The organism is Pseudomonas sp. Pse35, from assembly GCF_024519715.1.
In the GTDB taxonomy this organism is placed as follows: Bacteria; Pseudomonadota; Gammaproteobacteria; order Pseudomonadales; family Pseudomonadaceae; genus Aquipseudomonas; species Aquipseudomonas paracarnis.
On sequence record NZ_JALJRP010000004.1, the window covers coordinates 210238 to 228023 of the forward strand.

21 protein-coding genes are annotated in these 17786 nt (G+C 55.9%); 4 read left to right on the forward strand and 17 right to left on the reverse strand.

The window, feature by feature from the left end:
• Positions 1–61 precede the first annotated feature (61 nt).
• Genes OC445_RS05080 through OC445_RS05095 form a run of 4 tightly spaced genes read right to left on the reverse strand, consistent with a single transcriptional unit; the run spans position 62 to position 1494 of the window.
• Positions 62–436, reverse strand: a complete 375-nt coding sequence (locus tag OC445_RS05080; RefSeq protein ID WP_054919913.1) for a hypothetical protein — start codon at positions 434–436, stop codon at positions 62–64.
• Positions 433–735, reverse strand: coding sequence for an ogr/Delta-like zinc finger family protein (locus OC445_RS05085; RefSeq protein WP_054919910.1), 303 nt, complete (start codon positions 733–735; stop codon positions 433–435). Before OC445_RS05085 ends, OC445_RS05080 begins: the two co-directional genes overlap by 4 nt.
• A complete protein-coding gene (locus OC445_RS05090; protein WP_014717543.1) occupies positions 732–1205 on the reverse strand; it encodes a YmfL family putative regulatory protein in 474 nt (157 codons plus the stop codon). The genes OC445_RS05085 and OC445_RS05090 overlap by 4 nt, the downstream gene beginning before the upstream one ends.
• 40 nt (positions 1206–1245) lie before the next feature.
• Positions 1246–1494 carry a phage-associated protein, BcepMu gp16 family gene (locus tag OC445_RS05095; protein ID WP_044483570.1) on the reverse strand — a complete coding sequence of 83 codons (249 nt, stop codon included), beginning with the start codon at positions 1492–1494 and terminating at the stop codon, positions 1246–1248.
• A gap of 38 nt (positions 1495–1532) precedes the next feature.
• Here OC445_RS05095 and OC445_RS05100 point away from each other — a divergent pair, with 38 nt between their 5' ends.
• From OC445_RS05100 to OC445_RS05110, 3 genes are all read left to right on the forward strand, one after another.
• A complete protein-coding gene (locus OC445_RS05100) occupies positions 1533–2003 on the forward strand; it encodes a helix-turn-helix domain-containing protein (RefSeq protein ID WP_262019984.1) in 471 nt (156 codons plus the stop codon).
• Between the two features lie 253 nt (positions 2004–2256).
• On the forward strand, positions 2257–3426 hold the full coding sequence (locus OC445_RS05105; protein WP_262019985.1) for a nucleoid-associated protein: 1170 nt from the start codon (positions 2257–2259) through the stop codon (positions 3424–3426).
• The gene (locus OC445_RS05110) at positions 3407–4696 is read left to right on the forward strand and encodes a hypothetical protein (RefSeq protein WP_262019986.1); all 1290 of its coding nucleotides are present in this window, start codon (positions 3407–3409) and stop codon (positions 4694–4696) included. The genes OC445_RS05105 and OC445_RS05110 overlap by 20 nt, the downstream gene beginning before the upstream one ends.
• Before the next feature lie 148 nt (positions 4697–4844).
• Here OC445_RS05110 and OC445_RS05115 read toward each other — a convergent pair whose 3' ends face one another.
• The 13 genes from OC445_RS05115 to OC445_RS05175 form a co-directional block, all read right to left on the reverse strand.
• Positions 4845–6119 (reverse strand): phage late control D family protein, encoded by a 1275-nt coding sequence (locus OC445_RS05115; RefSeq protein ID WP_262019987.1) that lies wholly within the window; start codon positions 6117–6119, stop codon positions 4845–4847.
• A complete protein-coding gene (locus tag OC445_RS05120; protein WP_262019988.1) occupies positions 6116–6556 on the reverse strand; it encodes a phage tail protein in 441 nt (146 codons plus the stop codon). The genes OC445_RS05115 and OC445_RS05120 overlap by 4 nt, the downstream gene beginning before the upstream one ends.
• A 5-nt stretch (positions 6557–6561) precedes the next feature.
• Positions 6562–10008: a phage tail tape measure protein gene (locus OC445_RS05125; RefSeq protein WP_262019989.1), complete on the reverse strand. Its 3447-nt coding sequence runs from the start codon at positions 10006–10008 to the stop codon at positions 6562–6564.
• Positions 9998–10117, reverse strand: a complete 120-nt coding sequence (locus OC445_RS05130; protein WP_082430453.1) for a GpE family phage tail protein — start codon at positions 10115–10117, stop codon at positions 9998–10000. Before OC445_RS05130 ends, OC445_RS05125 begins: the two co-directional genes overlap by 11 nt.
• Before the next feature lie 8 nt (positions 10118–10125).
• Entirely contained in the window at positions 10126–10461 is a 336-nt protein-coding gene (locus OC445_RS05135; RefSeq protein ID WP_262019990.1) for a phage tail assembly protein, read from the reverse strand.
• A gap of 49 nt (positions 10462–10510) precedes the next feature.
• Positions 10511–11026 (reverse strand): phage major tail tube protein, encoded by a 516-nt coding sequence (locus OC445_RS05140; RefSeq protein WP_262019991.1) that lies wholly within the window; start codon positions 11024–11026, stop codon positions 10511–10513.
• Between the two features lie 57 nt (positions 11027–11083).
• Complete coding sequence (locus OC445_RS05145; protein WP_262019992.1) at positions 11084–12253, reverse strand: phage tail sheath protein; 1170 nt, start codon at positions 12251–12253, stop codon at positions 11084–11086.
• Positions 12254–12381: 128 nt separating this feature from the next.
• Positions 12382–12813, reverse strand: a complete 432-nt coding sequence (locus OC445_RS05150) for a phage tail assembly chaperone (RefSeq protein ID WP_220382864.1) — start codon at positions 12811–12813, stop codon at positions 12382–12384.
• An 11-nt stretch (positions 12814–12824) separates the two neighbouring features.
• Positions 12825–14384, reverse strand: coding sequence for a phage tail protein (locus OC445_RS05155; RefSeq protein WP_262019993.1), 1560 nt, complete (start codon positions 14382–14384; stop codon positions 12825–12827).
• Positions 14381–14998 (reverse strand): phage tail protein I, encoded by a 618-nt coding sequence (locus OC445_RS05160; RefSeq protein ID WP_220382866.1) that lies wholly within the window; start codon positions 14996–14998, stop codon positions 14381–14383. Before OC445_RS05160 ends, OC445_RS05155 begins: the two co-directional genes overlap by 4 nt.
• On the reverse strand, positions 14998–15909 hold the full coding sequence (locus OC445_RS05165) for a baseplate assembly protein (protein WP_220382867.1): 912 nt from the start codon (positions 15907–15909) through the stop codon (positions 14998–15000). The genes OC445_RS05160 and OC445_RS05165 overlap by 1 nt, the downstream gene beginning before the upstream one ends.
• Positions 15906–16250 carry a GPW/gp25 family protein gene (locus OC445_RS05170; protein ID WP_127882326.1) on the reverse strand — a complete coding sequence of 115 codons (345 nt, stop codon included), beginning with the start codon at positions 16248–16250 and terminating at the stop codon, positions 15906–15908. The genes OC445_RS05165 and OC445_RS05170 overlap by 4 nt, the downstream gene beginning before the upstream one ends.
• Complete coding sequence (locus tag OC445_RS05175; RefSeq protein WP_262019994.1) at positions 16247–16825, reverse strand: phage baseplate assembly protein V; 579 nt, start codon at positions 16823–16825, stop codon at positions 16247–16249. Before OC445_RS05175 ends, OC445_RS05170 begins: the two co-directional genes overlap by 4 nt.
• 109 nt (positions 16826–16934) lie before the next feature.
• Here OC445_RS05175 and OC445_RS05180 point away from each other — a divergent pair, with 109 nt between their 5' ends.
• Positions 16935–17783, forward strand: a complete 849-nt coding sequence (locus OC445_RS05180; RefSeq protein ID WP_220382869.1) for a DUF2971 domain-containing protein — start codon at positions 16935–16937, stop codon at positions 17781–17783.
• The last annotated feature ends 3 nt before the right edge of the window (positions 17784–17786 follow it).

Consider the following 17786-nt stretch of genomic DNA (forward strand, 5'->3'; position numbering starts at 1 on the left):
CAGTAAGTTGCAAATTTCCCCTACCCACGCGGTGCGGGCATCTAACAGGGAGGGTTTTGGATTAGTGCGGGAGGTTGCGAGTCAGCAGCAGGCGTGTGGGGAGCAAGCGTGCTGAAACGGGATGTCGCTGTTGGGTGCAGTTGTCGAGCAGCAAGATCACGGGGCGAAAAGGGCCGCTGGTGGGATGGATACCCAACCAGGCCACACGCTTGCAGGTCATGCTTTCGAACTCGGCCACCGCCAGTTCAGCAATGCGTTGCACCAGGTGCGTGGGCACCTCAAGCGACTGGGTCAAGTACCGGGTGCAGTTCTCTAAAAGCTGGCTGTCGCCGGCAAGGTGCTCGCAACGGTGACGGTACAGATAGGCCACGGCTGCTTGTTGCATCGCGGCACGGTAATCGCTTGCGGGGTTGGTAGTCAGGGCGATGGTGTTCATACAGGTGCGGCCTCCATTTCCAGTTGATCCAGCAAATCGGGTTGATCGGTCTTCGCCGTGAGGTTCTGTCGAGCAAGGAGGCGCACTTTGGTGGGCGCCATGGGCAGAACGGTAAGGGGGCGCTCGATGCCTGATGGGCTCAGCTGGTATTCCCAAACCAAAGAGCCGGAAAACGTGGCGCCGCACAGCAGGTTGGTGCATTCCGAATACATTGAGCGGAAGCAAGGCGTCTGCCCTTCGGAGGTACGAATGCGCATCGAGCTGCCGCAGCAGGGACAGACCAGCTTGTAGGTGCTCAATGCTTTGGCCCCCGGCTGTGCAGCAGAATCGTTGCCAGGACTTCAGAGTGGCGGGCCGCCATGTAGTGGCTGTGAGCGCGCAAAATCGCCTCGGCTTCATCCCGCTCGATGACGCCGTCGTCCAGTGCCTTCGCAATGATCTGGTCGACCACACCGCGCTTGGCTGCAGCACGTACTGAGCGGTTGTAAAGGTCTACGTTGTCCAGTGTTTCAGGCTTGGCGAGGGGGACGAACATGCCGCCGTACATCGCCGCGATGTATTCCGGCAGGTAGGTGGTGCCCATGTCCTGCTCTAACAAATGGATCTGTTCATCGCTCAGGGGCCGACTGCCGGCGTTTTCGTAGATGTGGTTGTCGAACTTCTTGAGTTCGTATCCCAGGCGCGCTGCAGCGCATTCCCGGCCACCTTCGTAGTCGTTGATCACTGCGCTCATTACTTGGCGCTTGGTCGCTAGAACTGGGCGTTTCATCTTCTGGTTTCTCCCTGGAGTCATCGCCCCTACAGTCGTTTCATACAGCCGGTGCTGAGTTTTGCTCGGCGCTTTCCGCGAGGATTCCCGGCAATATTTCTTTGCCGATCATCCGAGACAGGTCTCGTAGGATTTGGAACGTCAACCTGCCACGGGGCAGCTTGTTGTTTCCCGCCCAACGCTGAACCACTTGCGTCACTGTGCGCACCTCATAGCCATGGCTTAGAGCGAACTGACGGAAGTTACTGCCACGCTCGATCAGTCGTGCTTGGATCTGGCGTTTTTCCATGGCTTGGCTCATGGTTCGAGTGTTCCTAGTTGGTTAAGATGTACCTGTTTGTTCGCAGTATACGCACCAAAACGGGTGCGTCAATTGGATTATATGAAAAAATGAGTATAGCCGCTCGCCTGCGCAGCGTTATCGACGACAGAGGCATGTCTATTAAGGAGGCCTCAGAGTTAGTGGGGATCCCATACAGAACGCTCCAAAATTACCTCCTGGGTGAGCGGGAGCCTAACGCGAAGGCGATGGCTGCCATTCGCACTCATTTGGGTATAAGCCTGGATTGGTTGCTGACAGGCGAAGGCTCTGTGTGTCTGGGTGTTTCGGCTGAATCATCGGATGCGCGGACTGTTAATCAGCAGGAGGAGGCCATCCTTGAGCTGTTCCGCTCGCTTGGAGAGTCAGGTAAGCGGGAGATACAGAGCGCTGCTGAGGAAAAGAAACGCTTAATGGATGTCGAGCAGCGCCTCAAGGATTTGACTGAAGCCCTTGCCGATACCAAACGGCCAGCATAGTCTGTACCCATTAAGAACGAATCAGCCAGGCAGGGACGCCGGTGAACCAATCTGGTGACGCCTGATTACAGGGCTGGTGCTTTCGCCCGTTGGCACCACCCCATACCCACATACGGACGTGTGTAATGCTTAAAATGGTCACTTACCCCTCTTGTTACTCGCGAATCTCCGTTACTTTGAAAAGTATCGCTGAGCGTCATGAGCTTTCTCACATGAAAATTAACTCTGCTCACTTAAGATGAGTGGCACTCCAATGGATAAAAATATGACAAGTGCTGAGAATATTTCGGATCCTGTAGAAGAAGCTCCTGATGATATAAGTTCGAGTAGCTCCTTTGTTGTAAATGCAGCTATAACTGCTGAGCTTGAACGGAATCCTAAGCTAACAGGCAATCCATTTGATGTGTCCATGGGGAAGCCGTGGAATTTGAAGAATCAAACAGCTATCGATTTTATCGCGAAGATTGAAGAAAAGTTCAGAAGGAAGAATAAGTTTCATGGGTATTTTTCATATCCAACGATAAATAGTACGCCTGGAAACCTTCGCGCCTATATAGATGGTGGAGATACTAGTTTTGTACATGCTGTAGGGCAGATGATGCAGAGTCTTAAACTCGCAGGTAATGCCGTAGAACGCGGTAATCTTGTTGGTGGTAATGTGGTGTTTGTCCATTACAAAGCATCTGATGAGACGGATGACCATGGTCGTTTTCTAGTCGTTATGGTGGCCAAAAAAAGTGGGTTTGATTTTGATAGCGACTTGCAACCAAAAAAGCTCAGCCCAATAGACACTGATGCTTTGCGCCAGGCTGCTTTGTTTGATTTGAATCTGTTTTCGGTTTCTTATCCAAAAAATGATGGTGATACCTATCTGCACTTTATTGAGGGGAAATCTAAGAGCGATTTTTTTAAGGAAGCATTGGGCTGTGATGATGCGGTGCCAAACAAAGAAAGTGTGAGTAATTTGCATGTTGCTGTTAGAGCGTTTGTAGCTGAATGCAAGCTAGCTAGAAGTCAGCGGGACAAGATTTTTGAGAAGGTTGTAGAACATCTGAAAAAAAGAGCTAGTGAAAAAAAGCCGACAGGCCTGAGCGAGATTCAGCAGGTTATTGATAAAGAGCTTCCTGTTGGACACAAGCATAAAGGTAAATTTTGCATTTATGTGAATGAAAATAAATATGAGATTAACTCTGTTTTTGAACCGACTACCTCTGGAGCAGTGAAGGGAGAGTTGGTCGATATTAGTGATTTGAGTAAGAATTTCTCATGCAAGGTAAAAGTTAGCTCATTAGGGTATGAGGGGTCAGATAAACCAGTTTTGCTTGATGATGATTTAAGCTATATTAGAATTCCTCTAGATGATGAGGCCAGAAATTCTATTATCTCGGCAATTGGCAAAAAAAATGACAGTGCTGCTAGCTGACTTACTTGATAATGCTGACATCGTTATTGATGAGCATTACGTCGTTTTTCGTGCCCCGAACTCAACGGAGGGGCGCGAAAAGTTGTGTGCGATTCATAAGGAATTAGCTGCTTTAACTTTTCATGATGCGCTTTCATTAGAGGAGGAAAGTGAAGGACTGCAACTGGTAGTTAATACCGGAACGGATTCTTGGTCCAAACGTTGCCCTTTATATCTCAATGTCAGCCATTTTTGGGGTGCGGTACGATTTGATGATTGCTTGCCCGATTTTTATTTTGTTTGTGATGCGAGGGTCGGGTCGTGGCAGGACAAAGAAAGCAATGTTTCAAAGATTAAAACATATTTTATTTGGAAGCATGTTTTTAAAGAGTTGTCTGATCATAAAGGCACCAGCTCTTCTCCGAATGCCTTTGTTTATTTTGTAAGTACTGATAAGGGTGCAAAAATATATGAAGTAACTCCGCCGGTGTCATTGGCGGAGCTTGAGTTTTTTAAGTTTGACTCTGAGTCTCATGGCGTGGCATCTGAGTTGAGGGATTTGATCGGTATTAAAGATGCGCATATTCGTGAAAGAAGGGATGTGTTGAGGACTACTCTTTCTGAGCTGCTTGATGAAGATCATAGTGAGTCATCATTTAGATGGGTCGTAACTCAGCATAAGCGGTTTCAGAAAAAATTCAGAGAAAATTATGATGTGTATGTACATCGATTCTCCGTTAATAAGCTCTTAGGGGAAATAGAGGAGAAGGTTTCTGATTATATTTCAAAAATCAATGAGTCTGTGTCTTCTAGTCAGAACAAAGCTTTTGCGATTCCCGGCGCGCTGATTGCTATTGCTGCATTGATTAAGAATCAAGATGTGTCGTCGGTGTTGCTAGTGTGTATAGGTTTGTATTTTGTGATGTTACTAACCCGTACGGCAAATGCGATTTATTTAGAAGCATTTGAAACCCTTGAGGGACAGATAAAGAAGTCGCTTTCTAGATACGAAATAATAAAGGATGAAGATGAGGTAAGGGTTAGTGCAGAGGAAGCCAAAACAAAGTTGATACATTTGTTGGATGCTGCAAAAGGTCGTTTAGGTGTGATAGATGGTTTGGCGATTGCAATGTTTGTTTTTGGGGTTGTGTATGGAATAGTTGTTCTGTTTGGTGAGGACTTGACAAGTATTTCTAAGCAGTATGGAGTTCCACTTATTCAGCGGTTTTTTGATTTTATTTCTGCGCAGCCCAGTTTTGACAGATGGAGTTGGTTGCAGCGCTTATTGTAGTAGGCAATTAACGACAGCGGAAAGATTGCAACAGTTGAACAGAACGGGTTGGCTATTAAGTACCAGGCTTTTGACCGTGATGTGGTAGCACGGCGTCTATTTGTTTGCTGAATAGCCCCCTACGATTTGGCCCTACTATTCGATGGTCTTACATTTCGGCATTGGCCGCCTGCATCCGCTTCCACTCCCGATCCACTGCCCGTTTGGACGTTTGCTGCGAGGCATATAACCACCGTAGCCGTTTTGGCTTACTTTGGCTTCCCGCCGTGACTGTTTTTTCCTTCCCATCTTTCTGATCGCGGTAGTAAGCAACGATCCCGGTGTAATTTCCGTGGTTCTCTTCCGCCAGATCTTCAATATTGTCCTCCGGCAACTTGCTCTCCAGCTCCAGGCTGACGGTGTATCCGCCGTCCGGGCTCAAGCTGTGCTGCACATTGCCGCCGTACCAAATTATCTCGTCGATTTCCGACTTAACGCCCTGGAGCGTGTACGTCAGTTCGGGGATCAGATCCGGCCGGCCCATCGCGAGCGTGTAGCTGAGCGTGGCACTGCCGCGTTGCAGGCGTCGAAACTCGGCCCTTGCAGCCCTCAGCGCGGATTGCTGGTCGCTGTAGGTATGGCGCAGGTCTTTGAGGTTCTCGCCACCGCCGGCAACCGCTTCCTGTTTCTTGGCGCTGTGCACATCGTAGAAATAGGCGCGCACACCGTCGTAGCTGTCGCGATCCGCCTGCAGGTAGCGGTGCTGATCGCCGTCGGCGCGTGTGAGGGTAATGTGGGGCAAGGGAAGCCCACTGGCGGTCTTGCCGCCGCCTGCAGGGATGCACAGCAAACAGCCAGCCTTCACGCTGGCCACCGCATCGAATTCTTCGCCCAGGCGCGTGATCAGGTTGGCGTCCGATTCGTTGGCCTGGTCAAGCTGCAGGATCGGCAACGCACCGAGCGCGCCGGCCACGGTCGAGGTGAGGTTGTTTCCCATGGCGATATCGCCGATGACTTTGCCCAGCGTGGTGTTGCTCCAGTTGCGCTCGCGCTTGGTCTTCAGCCCTTTGCACAGGTCTGCTGATCGAGCGCGGATGCTGAGTACATCCGGCGCGCCGCTGTGTTCCGTCTCGTCGACGGTGTAGGTGCCCTTGTCCACCAAGCCAGTGTCGCTCCAGCCCAACCACAAGTGAAGTACTGCACCCTTGGGTGGTATCGACAGTAGGCCGTCATGGTCGCTCAATGTGATCGTGAGCTGATCGGCCTCGACGCCACGGTTGTCGGTTAGATCCAAGTTCATCAGCCGCGGACTCACCTTCATGGCGATATCGTTGCCGTCCACCGTGAGACGGAAGGCCGGAACAGGATAGGCGGCGTCCCGGACGAAGCGTTCCGCCGCATCCACGAGGTAACCGGTGACTTTGGATAGCGCGGCTTCTATCACAGAAGCCCCCGCAGAATGTTGAGCCCGGTGCTGGTAGCGGCGCCGAGCAGGTCAATACGGGCATCATCGGTACGCTTGAGCGTAAGGGTGAACTCAATGCGCCGTGGCGTGCCGTCTCTAAAGAACACAGTTTTGGTCTCGCTCAGACTTTCGATCACCCACAAGCCGTATATCCGGCCGGTGCCCTCGACCATCGGCCAGGCCTTGCCGGTGTTCGCCATCAACCGCAAAGCGTCCAGGCTGAGCACGCTGCCGGCCAGCTCCGGGAGGATGATGCCGGGGAGGGTAATGGTGTCGTCGCCACGGCCGACAAATTGCAGCGCGGGTGGTGCACCGATGCGGCTGTTGCTGGCATGGCGCCAATTGGTCTGGCGCTGCAGCTCCTGGTAAGCGAGGGTCGATAGGCTGAACACGAACATGCCGAGGCTGAGCATCATGGTGATTAATCCCGGTCAGATAGCTTGCTGCGACTACGAGCTTTTTTCTCGCGGTCAATGCGGACAAGTTCAGCCCGCACAGCGCGGGCGACAGCTTGGGCGTCGAGCCCAGGAGTCGCTGGAATGTTGATGTTGATGACGTCGTGGCTGTCGTAAACCGCTTTTACCGGAGTGCTGGCGATAGGTGGACGATCATCGACTGCCAGAGCTGGGAGGCTGAATGCACTCATGGCGAGCGCTCCGGCAGCGGCGATCTGCTTGCCAAAGTCCATCAGACTCACCATTCCTTCGTTGATTGGTGGCATCTGCTTCGGTGCCTGCGCGGTTGAGCGCAGAGGCAATTGAGGTATGTGCTGGATTCGTTGGCGAGCCTCTTCAGCCTCAATAGGGGTAGCAGGCAACTCAGGCTGTAGTAGGTGCTGTGTTCGCTCGCGAGCATTCTCTGCGCCAATTGGTAGGAGCGGTAGCAAGGCTTGTGGCAGCTCTCGGGTGTGCTGGCGGGCAGCCTCAGCACCTACGGGCGGGACAGGCAATTTGAGCTGTGGCAGGGTCTGTGTTCGCTCACGGGCGTCCTCGGTGTCAACGGATTCGATCGGCAATAACGGTTGCGGCAGCTTTTGGGTGCGCTGGCGCGCTTCTTTCACAGCAACAGGTTCGGGCTGAGCCGGCACGCTGAGCACTACGCTTCCGGCTGCGGTCAGTTTCTCGCTGATGTGGGTGAGCGCCTTCAGTGGGCCGTTTTCGCCACCTTCCAACCCCTGGGTCAGGCCGGCCATGGTGAAGCCGCCCAGCTCAGCGAAGACCCGCGACGGGCTATGGATGCCTAGCTTTTCCTTGAACCAACCGATGCTTGCGTCGCCGATTGAGCCGATGGCGTTTTTTACTCCACTAAGGCCAGCGGTTAACCCGTTGATCAATCCGTTGACGATCATGTTTCCGAACTCGGTAAAGCGGCTGGGCAAGTCCACGCCCAGGTAGCTCAGTACGCCAGCAAAGGCCTGGTAGATCAGGCCGATTGGGCTGAAGTTGGCAAGTGTATTGATGATCCCGACTATCCCACCGCTGAACCCTGCCTTGATTTCCGTCCAGGCATTGGCGAAGTAGTTCTTCACCGCATCCCAGTTTTTGTAAATCAGGTAGGCACCGCCGGCGAGAGCGGCCACGACGGCGGCGATGACCAGGACAATCGGGTTGGCAGAAAGCCCCCACAGGGCGATCCCGACCACACGTAGTGCAGATACCAACGGGCCGATCAGAATGCTGCCCAAGGCCCGCATTACGGTGCCAAACACCTTGAATACTGCAATGATGCCAGGCAGGCGGATACCAAGCATTGCCAGGCCAAACCGCAGGAACAGGAACGGTGCCAGGAGGCCGCCCAAGGTAAGAGCGAGCCCGCCGAAAACAGCCGATAGCGCCGCCACGCTGGCTACGATTTTCAGCAGAGTCGCGGTCAAGACCGGGTTTGCCTGGACCCAACCATTGACCTTGTCCAGCACACCACCGATAGCGTCCATGACGTCTACCATCGTCGCCCGTACGGCCTCACCTGCGCCGCTTTTGGTGTTGAACAGCTTGTTCTGCAGCACCTGCCAACGGCCTTCGATGGCGTCGGCCCGGACGTCCATTTCCCTTTGCATAGAGCCTTTGGCAGCAGCGTCATCCACCAATTTTAGCTGGCGGCGCAGCTCATCCAGGTTGTTGACTAGCTTACCGGCATCTTTGCCGAACTCTTTACCGAACAACCGGGTGGAGGCTTCGGTCTGCTGTTCGGGCGACAGCTTCTTGATGCGCTCGAGGACGCCCATCATCGTGCCCATGGCGTCTTTGGTCATGCCGGTTTGCACGGCCTTTGAATCCAGGCCGACCACCGCCATGCCTTCCTGAAACTTTTTACCCTGCATGGTGGCGATAGCCAGCTCGCGCACCATTGCTCGTGAAGCGCTGGCGGCGACCTCCGGTGCAGAACCCAGCGACAGAAAGGTACTGCCCAGCGCCGCCGCTTTCCGGTAGTCAAGCTTGTCGGCCACATCGCTCATGCGGGTCAACGTTTCGATGATGTCGCCGCCCTTGGAGCGGGTGTTGTCGTCGAGATAGTTGAGTGCGTCGCCCAACTCGGCGATGTTCTTGATCGGCACTTTGTACAAGCCGGCAATTCGGCCCATATCTTCGCCGACCTGCTCGGCGGGTAAGTCGAAGGCGACGGCTGCGGTAGCCGAGACCTTCGCCATCGCGAGGAGGTTTTCCTTACCCTGAATACCGGCCCGGGCCTGAGCTTCGACCAAGGCGGCAAACTCGGTGGTGGCGATGGGCATTTCATTGCTGGCCGCTTTTATCGCTGCGGCGAACTCGTAATAGGTGCTGGTGAGTTTGCCGTTGTCGTCCCGTGCGCCATCGACTTGCTTGGCGACGCCCATCATGGCGCTTTCGAAGTCGACGTACTCCTTAACAACACTGATAACCGGGCGGCTGGCTGTATAGGCTACCCCCAAGCTGGCACCACCCGCGACAGCGGCGTTGCCGGCGAACTGCTTGCCTTGATCGTAAGCGCCACGGGCCTTGGCGAGGCTTTCCTGCTTGTGTCGCAGAGCGTCCAGCTTGTCCATCTGAGCTTTCATGGCTCGCGTGGTGTTGTCCATATCGCGCTTGAGCCTCAACTCCGACGCGCCCAGGGCGTTGGTGTTGATGCCGACGTTCTTAAGCCGCGCGCCCAGGCTGGATAGCTTGTTTTGCTGCTGGCCGTACAGTTCGCCCAGTCGTTTCGATTCGGTGCTGTGTTGCTTGAGTAACGTTAGTTGGGCTTTGAGCGGAGCTTCCAGGCGGCGGATCTCGTCGCGCAGACTTGCATGGCCGGCGCGACTGGTGCGCAGTTGCGCGTTGTTCAAGGTGAAGCGGTCGGCCAGGGTTTTTTCCTTGGTCGCGAGCTGATCCAACTGAACCTTGCGGTCCCGTTGGGCCGCTGTGAGCCGCGTATATTCGGCGTGTTGCTCGCGGGTCAGGGCGTTCCCCTTTTGAACCACTGCGTTCAGGGCGGCGATCTGATTGCCGGATTTTCGGTGTTCGTCTCCTAGCAGGCCCAGGGCGTTTCGTGCTCCGGTGAGTTCCCGCTTGAGTTCGTGCTGGCTGGTTTTGAGGGCGTCGACCTTATGCCGTGACTGTTCGAAAAGTGCCTGGGTTGGCGCGAGCTGCTGCCGGACTTTCGCCGTAACGCGGGAGAGTTCGCCTACCTTGGCGTTATTGGCGGCGAGTGCCTCGGATGTTGCGCGGGTTTCAGCCTGCAGTTCGCGCCAGGCGCTGACGTCTCGCTGCTGGATGTTAAGTTCTTTGAGTCGGTCGCGGGCGGCCTTGAGGGCGCGGGCGGTCTCTTGGCTTCCCCCCGTAATTTGCTTCAACGGACCTGTGGCTTTGTCGATGGCGCTCAGCAGCACCTGAAGTCTCAGATCATTCGCCATCGTTGGAACTCCGCACCCTGGCGCGCTCGCGCCAGTCCATCAGGTCTTGCAGGCCCAGCTGATCCATATCAGCCGGTGCCCAGTGAAAAACCACGGCCAGATCAGCCATGGCGTCCTCTACGCGACGAGGGATGCATCCGTCTTCGCCGACTTCTGCAACAAAAAACCGCTGATCTTGCTACCAAGTTCAAGTAGGTCTGCTGGATCCATCGCAGAAACTTCAACGGCGGTGAGACTAGGCGTGCTGATGCGCGGCAGTACCTTGATAACGCTGGCGACGTCCATTCGTAGCAGATCCACCAGGCTCACGCCGCGCAACTCACCGGAGTTCGGCTTGCGCAGGGTGATGCTGTCGATGCTGGTGGTGCCGCGAAGGATTGGTGTGTCGAGGGTGACGGTGTTGTTGTCGGCCAGCGGCTGCACGTCGGGCTGTTCGGTGGTTTCGTTCTTCATGAGAGTTGCTCCTGGTTATTAAAGGGTGAGACTCGATTGAGGGGGCGGGTCAGATGCCCATGCCGGTGCGGTGCTTATCCAGCATGTCCACGCCATTGACCTTCTCGACGAAGTTGAGCAAGTCGATCTCGATGATTTCTTCGCCATCCACGGTCAGCTTGTAGTAGCTGCAGGTGGTGGTCATAGAGTGCTCGGTGTCCTCACCAGGCTGGGCATCACCCATCTCGATGGTCTCGTGGCGACCGCGCACGACGACTTCCACGTTGCTGACTTCGCCCGTGTCGTCTTGCTGGTAAGGGCCAGAGAACCGCAGGGCCACGCTGGAGGCGTTGACCGCACCGAACTGGCGCAGAGAGATCAGATCGAGACCACCGGTCTTCCATTCGAACTGGATCCCGTCATCGGAAAAACCCAGATCAGCTTTGACCGGGCCGTTCATGCCGCCGCCGCGATAGGCTTCCATCTTGCGGCCGAGGGCGGGCAGGGTGAGGGACTTCACCAAGCCGAGGTAGCTGTTGCCGTCATTGAACAGGTTGAGGTTTTTGAGCTTGCGAGGCATTGCCATGGCGGTGTTCTCCGGGATACGTGTTCAGGGTGAACTCCCCTCGCGGGGAGGCCCGGTTTAGCTGTTGATGCCCTTTGCGAAGTCGATCAGGTAACGGTCGGTGATTCGCTGGCGGAAGGTGAGATCTTCAAGCGGTGGCACGGGGGTGTAGTCGTAATCAACCCAGAGCTTGCCGGCCTTGAGGGTGTCTTTGGTGTTGATGTCGTCCGGGTACCAGCAGCTGCCGCCGATCAGATAGCCCTGGGACTTCAGCTCGCGCATCTTGGCGTTCACGCCTTCGACCAGGTCGCGTACCAGGGAGGCGTGCATAGGCCTGTCGATAGCCCACATGTGCGCTTCGCCCATGGTGTCCGCGATGATTTGCGCGGTGCGGGTGTAGTTTTCGAAGGCGAACAGCGGGTCATCGCTGCAGGTGCGGCTACCCCAGAAGCGGAAGCCGTTGGCGTTGATCAGGGTGGTGACTTCGTTGCTGTTCAGGTAGTTGGCGTCCGTGGCCGGGTTTTGCAGATCCCAGAACACGTCGGCGCTGATACCGGTCACGCCGCTGACGGCCACGTTAGACAGGGTTTTATGCCAGCCTGTCTCCTGATCGATCTTGGCGCGCAGGCCAAGCGCACGGGCCACGGCCGAGGCGGTGGTGGTCTTGTTGGCGACGGTGTCCCAGTTCTGGAAGTCCGGCCAAATCACCATCATTTCGCGGGCGCCGAAGTTCGCGCGGTAGGCGACCACCTCTTCCTTGGTTTTGCAGCCCCAGGCGCTGACGTACGCAAAGGCACGAAGGTCTTTGGCAATGGCGCCGAGGGCGGTGGCCACCGGCAAACTGTCCAGGCCAGGCACGCCGAGAATGCGTGGCGCCATGCCCACGCGGGACTTGGCGGCGAGCAGGGCTTTCATGCCGGTGTACTGGCCGTTCGGGGTCGTACCGCCGATCAGGGCGCTGGTGGTGGCCGCTTCGTCGGCACCTTCCTTGACCCGCACCACGATGACGTAGGGCTTGGTCTGGTCGGCGATGCCTTGCAGGCTAGCGGCCAGGGTGCCTTTGACGCCAGCTTTACCAACGGCGGTCTGCACGTTGGTGATCAGGACGGGCGTGTCCAGGGGGAAAACGAGTGGGTCCGCATCTTCAGCCGTGCAAACCATGCCGATAACTGCGGTGGGAATAGTGCGAATGGGGCGGGTGCCGTCGTTGAGTTCGATGACCCGCACGCCGTGGAGATAATCGGCCATGGGTTGGTGCCTGCGCTGTGATGGAATGACAGTGCAGAGGTTGCCGCGCGCGCGCCTCCTCGGCGAGCGCGTGAGGTTGTAGGGTAAGGAACTACAGGGCGCAGATAGAAAAAGCGCCCCGACGGGCGCTATTGAGTTTGCTCAGCCAACCACGGTGGTGCTGCCGGCCTGTGATCAATGAGGGGAAACTCCCCGGATTCGGGCCAGTTGCGGAGTGCACGGCGGTATGCCTGAAGCTCGCTGTACTGCCTGGCAGCCAATGTGGTTTCTGAGCCTTCTTCCTGCTCGTCGCGATGGCGTGCCACGACACCATCCGTTTCCAATAGACGCTGATCCCGCCAAACTCGCTCAACAGCAGCCAGCGCCTCATCACTGGGCGGCGGCGGATCAGCAAGCACCGGAAAGCCGTCATCACGCCAGGTGATAATCTTGCCTTCCGACTCTCCCGCGAGCAGCTCTGCGTGATACTCAGCAGAGATCTCTATCGAATCTTCAGGAATCAGACCGGCCCCATGGATTTCGGCATCGTAAAAGCCGCGATTAGATTTTGATGCAAACATAGATTTTCTCCTTAACAGCCGATGGCGAACCAGCTGAACGGTTGCCCAGCGAGGGGTGAGCCACTGGCCGCCCTGATAGTCATAGAGGCTCGAGGATTTTGCGTAACTTCAAGCGTGTAGGAGAGCCAGGTGGAATCTGCACCCGAACCAAATGAGCCACCCCTGAACAAGGTTGCTTGAGGAAAGGCGATTGGGAACGTTACTACGTCGGCTGTGTAAACGTTTGATAGCGCGCTGGTAGTTCTGTAGCCCCACTGAATAATCAGGCCACTGGGGAGTTTCTGGTAGCCGTTAGCCTGCAAAGAAGCGGCAAAAATTGATGCAGTTCGCAGCGTTTCGCTGCCGAGGTGACAACGCCATACGCTGGATTCACGTATAGCGATGAAGTCTCCGCCGGGAGAAAGCGTGTAAGGAACTGCCACGGCCAAGTTGCTCATCGCCAACTGGTCACCAGTTGCAACAGTTACGCGGGAAGTGGTGGACTGTGGCCCCGCAGATATCAACACCGCCGCGCCATTGGGAACGGATTCCGTCGCCGGCAGTGTCACGGTTACGCCGGCCGCCAACTCCAGCCGCTTACCAATATCGCTAACAGTCAGCACCCTGCTGGCTGCAATGCTTATAGATCCGCCAAAGCTACCGGCCGAACGTGCAACAAACTCTGTCGTCGCGAGCGATTTTGAACTGTCGAACAGCGGTGGTGTGTTGGCTGAGGGATCAACGAGCGCTGGCGAGTTGATCGGTGCAAACCCTTGCGTCACGTTCTGGAAAGTCAGTGGGGTGGTGCCCAGAACAATGGCCCCGTCGGTGATCAACTGCCAGCGTGTGTCGGCCAATGTGGCGCCCTGCTCAACAGAGACCAGCATCGCCGACGTGACCTCTGCGTTCGAGTCCGCATCCGCGGTGCGCGCCCAAGCACCAGCGGAGACAACATACAAACCGTTGTCCTTTGCGCCAGCCTGGTTTTTCACAAGTACACGATCACCCGCTACCATGGCGACGCCATCGACAGCCTGAAGGCCGGCGAGCGTAATGTTCGCTGTGGTCGCGGCGCGTACAGATTGCTTGCTGTCGAGCTTGTTGATTTCTTCAAGCACCTTGCCGTCGACATAGGCCCGGGTCGCCAAGACGACACTGGGGTCGATTTTCAGCTCAATGTTTGCCGTGTTGCTGACAATCAGGTTCATCCTGATGACTTGCGTTCGGCCAGAACCCTGGCTTAGCAGTGGCTTGAAGCTGGGTGCGCAATTCGCCACGGCTACCAAGTCGCCCGCAGTGTCATAGAGCCCTATTTCACGTATCCACCAGCCGCCGACCTCTTCAGGAATTACCTGCTCGGCAACGATGATGTTGGCGTTGTTTGGGTCAACCTTCACTTGATTCAGCGGGGCGCGTCTGCGTTCACGGATCAACTGTGTTTGCTGCTCGCTAGGGACCGGTAAGGTGTCATTGGCATCGCCAACCCCCATTTGCGAGAAGGTCCAGGGAACGCCCAAGGCGTCAGCATTGGCCTGCTTGGCCTTACCTACAGCGGTGAGAATGGCGAAGAACTGGCTGTTTTGGTCTGTCATGGGTATATATCCATGGTGTCGATGTGGTGTTCACGACCGCCCAGGCGAACGTATCCGCTGACCTCGATGTCGCGTTGCATTGGGGGGTACACGTCAATTTCGTCGCCATCGGTGATGCAGACGCCGATATGTACCGGGCCGGTGGTTTCCAGACTGATCACCAAGCCTGTCAGATGGCGGGTGAGCGGTTTGGCGTCGTCGATCAGCCAGGTCAGTTCCTGGTACATCTCTTCGGTGATACCGGTTTCCAACACCCCGACCTTCAAGGCGAAAGTGGCTGGCACCCCTTCGGGGCTTGTTTGCCACCACTCCAGCACCTCGATCAGGTAACCGAGCGGCTCCACTACGCGGCGCAGAGCGCCGATGGTGCCTTTGCGCGAATGGACGTAGTGCGATGAGCGAATGGCTGCGCGTTTCGCGGCCTCCGTCCATTTGCTGTCCCAGCGATCAACCGAGAAAGCCCAAGCCAGATAGGGCAACAGGTCGACAGGGCAGGTGTCCGGGTTACAGAGCTGTCGCAAAGGAATGGGGACGCGCTGGATCTGTGCGAGCGCCTGAGCCGCCTGACGCTCAACCGACGTCGCGTTTCCCGGTAACAGCTGCTGCATGCCCATTACTCAATGCCTCGGCTCAATGTGATGCCGGTGCAGTAGGGGGCTTGAGCTTTGGTCGCGACAATATCTACCCAGCCCTCCAGCTCGACTTTGCGCACGCCTTCGACGTGGAGAGCGGCGTGTAAGGCCGATTCCGATACCTCCATGCCCAAGCGGCGCCGTTGATGAACGTAGTCCAGCAGGCGCTGGTGTGCGGCAGCCAGGATAGGTTCCGACTCCGGACCGCTCGACAGCAAATAGAGCTTTGCCTTGACCTGGTAATTCAGGATCTGCGCGCCCTGGACGGTGAGACGGTCAGCCACCGGCCGGCGGTCATCGTCGCTCAGGTAAGCGTTGACGACGGCAAGCAGCTCGGGGGGCGCCGTGCCATCGCCCAGCAATGACTGAACCGTGACCACGGCGACGGCAGGCGAGGGGCTTTCGGCTGTGGCGTCGGCTACGCGACCGTCCGCTGCCCTGGCGTGGAAGATGTAGCTGTTGCGCGGGCCGGCAGTGCTCAACCCTTCCCAAGCCATCTGCGCACGTTCGCGCAGGCTGTCGTCGCTTTCCATCAACGTAGGGATAGGCGGCACGGCATTGGCTTTGCCTTGCTGAATCACGAGGCGCTTGACGTTGAAGTTGCCGGCCAGCTGTTCAAGGTCAGTGCCACGCGCGGTGGCGAGCAGGTTGGCAAGCGATGCTTCGTTGACTCGCTGACGCCATACAGTTTCGCGGTAGGTGTTTTCCTGCAGCAGCTTGGTGAGCGGCTCCGACTCTATCTCCAGGCGTGCCGCGATCTGGGCCTGCTCATCGGCAGGCCAGAGGCTGATCATGTACGCCTTTCGCTCGGCCAGGATCTGTTCGAAGTCGATCTGCTCGACGATCTGCGGCGGCGGCAGCTGGCTGAGGTCTATGGCGGCGAAACTGTTCATACACTGCCTCCCAGCTGCAGGGGAACGCTGAGGCTCAGCGGCTCATTGGTGTCCACCACAGTGCCCTCCAGATCAATCGAGGCCTGGCCCTGCATGTTTGCTCCCGCGAACTGCACGCGGCTCAGGCTGATGCGGGTTTCCCAGCGCATAAGGGCCATGACCGTGGCGGCGTAAACGCGCAGACGGTTGACGTCGTTGAAGGGGTGATCCACCAGCTCGGGCACCAAGCTGCCATATTCACGGCGCATTACACGCGTGCCAATGCGAGTGGTGAGAATGTCGGTGATCGACTGACTGATGTGCTCGCGCTCGCTGATGGCGCCGCCGGTATGTCGGTTCATGATGGGATGGGCGCCCCGGATTGGTCGCCGCCGGCCTTGACGCCGGTGTGCGGGTGTTTGACCACGCTGACGCCGGCTGCAACCACGTCAATCGACACGTCAACCCGACCGGTGACGGTCTGATTGCCGGTTTGGTTGTAGTCGCCTTTGTGCGTGATGTCGCCGACTAGGTTGATGCCTCCGGTGCTGATCAGATTGGTGGTGCCGCCGTCGGCCAACGTGGCGTTGAGGTGGTGGGCCTCGCTGTCGTATTCGATCACCGTGCCGTCGGAGTAGGTACGACGGTGGAGGCCTGGGCGGTTGCCGTTGGCCGGGACGAGGTCACTGAATACGCCAGTCACGGCGATCCCGTTGGCGAGCTGGCCCGATGGGCTGAGCAGGATCACCTGTTCGCCGATAGTGGGCGGGTCCCATTCGCGGTCAGCTCCGGCGCGCAATGCGAGCCAGGGAAGCCAGGCGGTGGTCAGCTTTCCGGTTGTTACCTGCACGCGCGGGGGCTCCATCTGCACGGCGGCGATGACGCCGAAGCGGATCAGGTTTTCGAGCAGGCGGGCGAGGGCGGCGAGATCGTTCATGGCGCCGATAATGGTGCAGCGCGCGCCCGAAAGCCCACGCTACACCTTGTAAAGTGACGCCATACATTTAAAAGGCTAAGATTTATGCCATCCACTAAGGAATCTATATATGCGTTTGTTTAAATATTTTGGACCGGATCGCGCTGCTATACTTCAAAGTCGGTTGATTCGTTTTTCACAACCATCCTCTTTTAATGATCCTTTTGAGTTTCTTCCTTTTATAGAACGTATAGATGCGCCTGAGAATATCTCGCAGAGATTTATAGATGAGGCGAATAAAGATTTTTCGGTCCAATACGATGCGCTCGATGACGATATCAAGCTAACAATCTCGAAGGCTCAATTTAATGAGTATATGAAAGATGCTTTGTTATCAAAAATTTCGGATGGAAGTGCTTTAATCCAGGCTCAAGCTGGTTATGCTCAGGAAAAAATCATTGAGGAGATGAACAAAGCTTTAGGTGTCCTTTGTTTGTCTGAAAAGCACGATGATCTACTGATGTGGGCGCACTACGCAGACTGCCATAGAGGCTTTGTACTTGAGTTTGATTCTGAGTCCCCTTTTTTCAATCAGCGCAGAAGCGTCAATGACGATTTGCGGCACTTGAAACCAGTGATTTATAGCGAGCTCCGACCTGCTATTAATTTGTCCAATACATCTGTAGAGGAGTTGGGTTTGACAAAAAGCACGCATTGGAGCTATGAGAAAGAGTGGCGGATAATAAAGGCGCTTATAGACGCTGACACTATAACTTCAACTGCTCAGGGTGATGTGTTTCTCTTTGAATTTCCTTCTGATGCCTTGAGGGCTATTTATATTGGTGCAAAAATGCAAGGAGACTCAGAGCTGTCACTTATGAAAAATATTGAAGCAGACAAATCCCTAGCGCACCTCGCTATCTTCAAGGCCAGAGTTCATGGAAGTCATTATGAATTGGTTTTTGACGAGGTTAGATAGAGG

Bases quoted from the DNA above. Each gene is read 5' to 3' on its own strand.
- OC445_RS05145 (WP_262019992.1), bottom strand. From the start codon at position 12,253: ATGGCCGATTATCTCCACGGCGTGCGGGTCATCGAACTCAACGACGGC.
- OC445_RS05130 (WP_082430453.1), bottom strand. From the start codon at position 10,117: ATGGCTGATCTGGCCGTGGTTTTTCACTGGGCACCGGCTGATATGGAT.
- OC445_RS05175 (WP_262019994.1), bottom strand. From the start codon at position 16,825: ATGAACGATCTCGCCGCCCTCGCCCGCCTGCTCGAAAACCTGATCCGC.
- OC445_RS05165 (WP_220382867.1), bottom strand. From the start codon at position 15,909: ATGAACAGTTTCGCCGCCATAGACCTCAGCCAGCTGCCGCCGCCGCAG.
- OC445_RS05150 (WP_220382864.1), bottom strand. From the start codon at position 12,813: ATGTTTGCATCAAAATCTAATCGCGGCTTTTACGATGCCGAAATCCAT.
- OC445_RS05095 (WP_044483570.1), bottom strand. From the start codon at position 1,494: ATGGAAAAACGCCAGATCCAAGCACGACTGATCGAGCGTGGCAGTAAC.
- OC445_RS05120 (WP_262019988.1), bottom strand. From the start codon at position 6,556: ATGATGCTCAGCCTCGGCATGTTCGTGTTCAGCCTATCGACCCTCGCT.
- OC445_RS05090 (WP_014717543.1), bottom strand. From the start codon at position 1,205: ATGAAACGCCCAGTTCTAGCGACCAAGCGCCAAGTAATGAGCGCAGTG.
- OC445_RS05155 (WP_262019993.1), bottom strand. From the start codon at position 14,384: ATGACAGACCAAAACAGCCAGTTCTTCGCCATTCTCACCGCTGTAGGT.
- OC445_RS05135 (WP_262019990.1), bottom strand. From the start codon at position 10,461: ATGAAGAACGAAACCACCGAACAGCCCGACGTGCAGCCGCTGGCCGAC.
- OC445_RS05140 (WP_262019991.1), bottom strand. From the start codon at position 11,026: ATGGCAATGCCTCGCAAGCTCAAAAACCTCAACCTGTTCAATGACGGC.
- OC445_RS05160 (WP_220382866.1), bottom strand. From the start codon at position 14,998: ATGGGCATGCAGCAGCTGTTACCGGGAAACGCGACGTCGGTTGAGCGT.
- OC445_RS05080 (WP_054919913.1), bottom strand. From the start codon at position 436: ATGAACACCATCGCCCTGACTACCAACCCCGCAAGCGATTACCGTGCC.
- OC445_RS05180 (WP_220382869.1), top strand. From the start codon at position 16,935: ATGCGTTTGTTTAAATATTTTGGACCGGATCGCGCTGCTATACTTCAA.
- OC445_RS05125 (WP_262019989.1), bottom strand. From the start codon at position 10,008: ATGGCGAATGATCTGAGACTTCAGGTGCTGCTGAGCGCCATCGACAAA.
- OC445_RS05110 (WP_262019986.1), top strand. From the start codon at position 3,407: ATGACAGTGCTGCTAGCTGACTTACTTGATAATGCTGACATCGTTATT.
- OC445_RS05100 (WP_262019984.1), top strand. From the start codon at position 1,533: ATGTACCTGTTTGTTCGCAGTATACGCACCAAAACGGGTGCGTCAATT.
- OC445_RS05170 (WP_127882326.1), bottom strand. From the start codon at position 16,250: ATGAACCGACATACCGGCGGCGCCATCAGCGAGCGCGAGCACATCAGT.
- OC445_RS05105 (WP_262019985.1), top strand. From the start codon at position 2,257: ATGGATAAAAATATGACAAGTGCTGAGAATATTTCGGATCCTGTAGAA.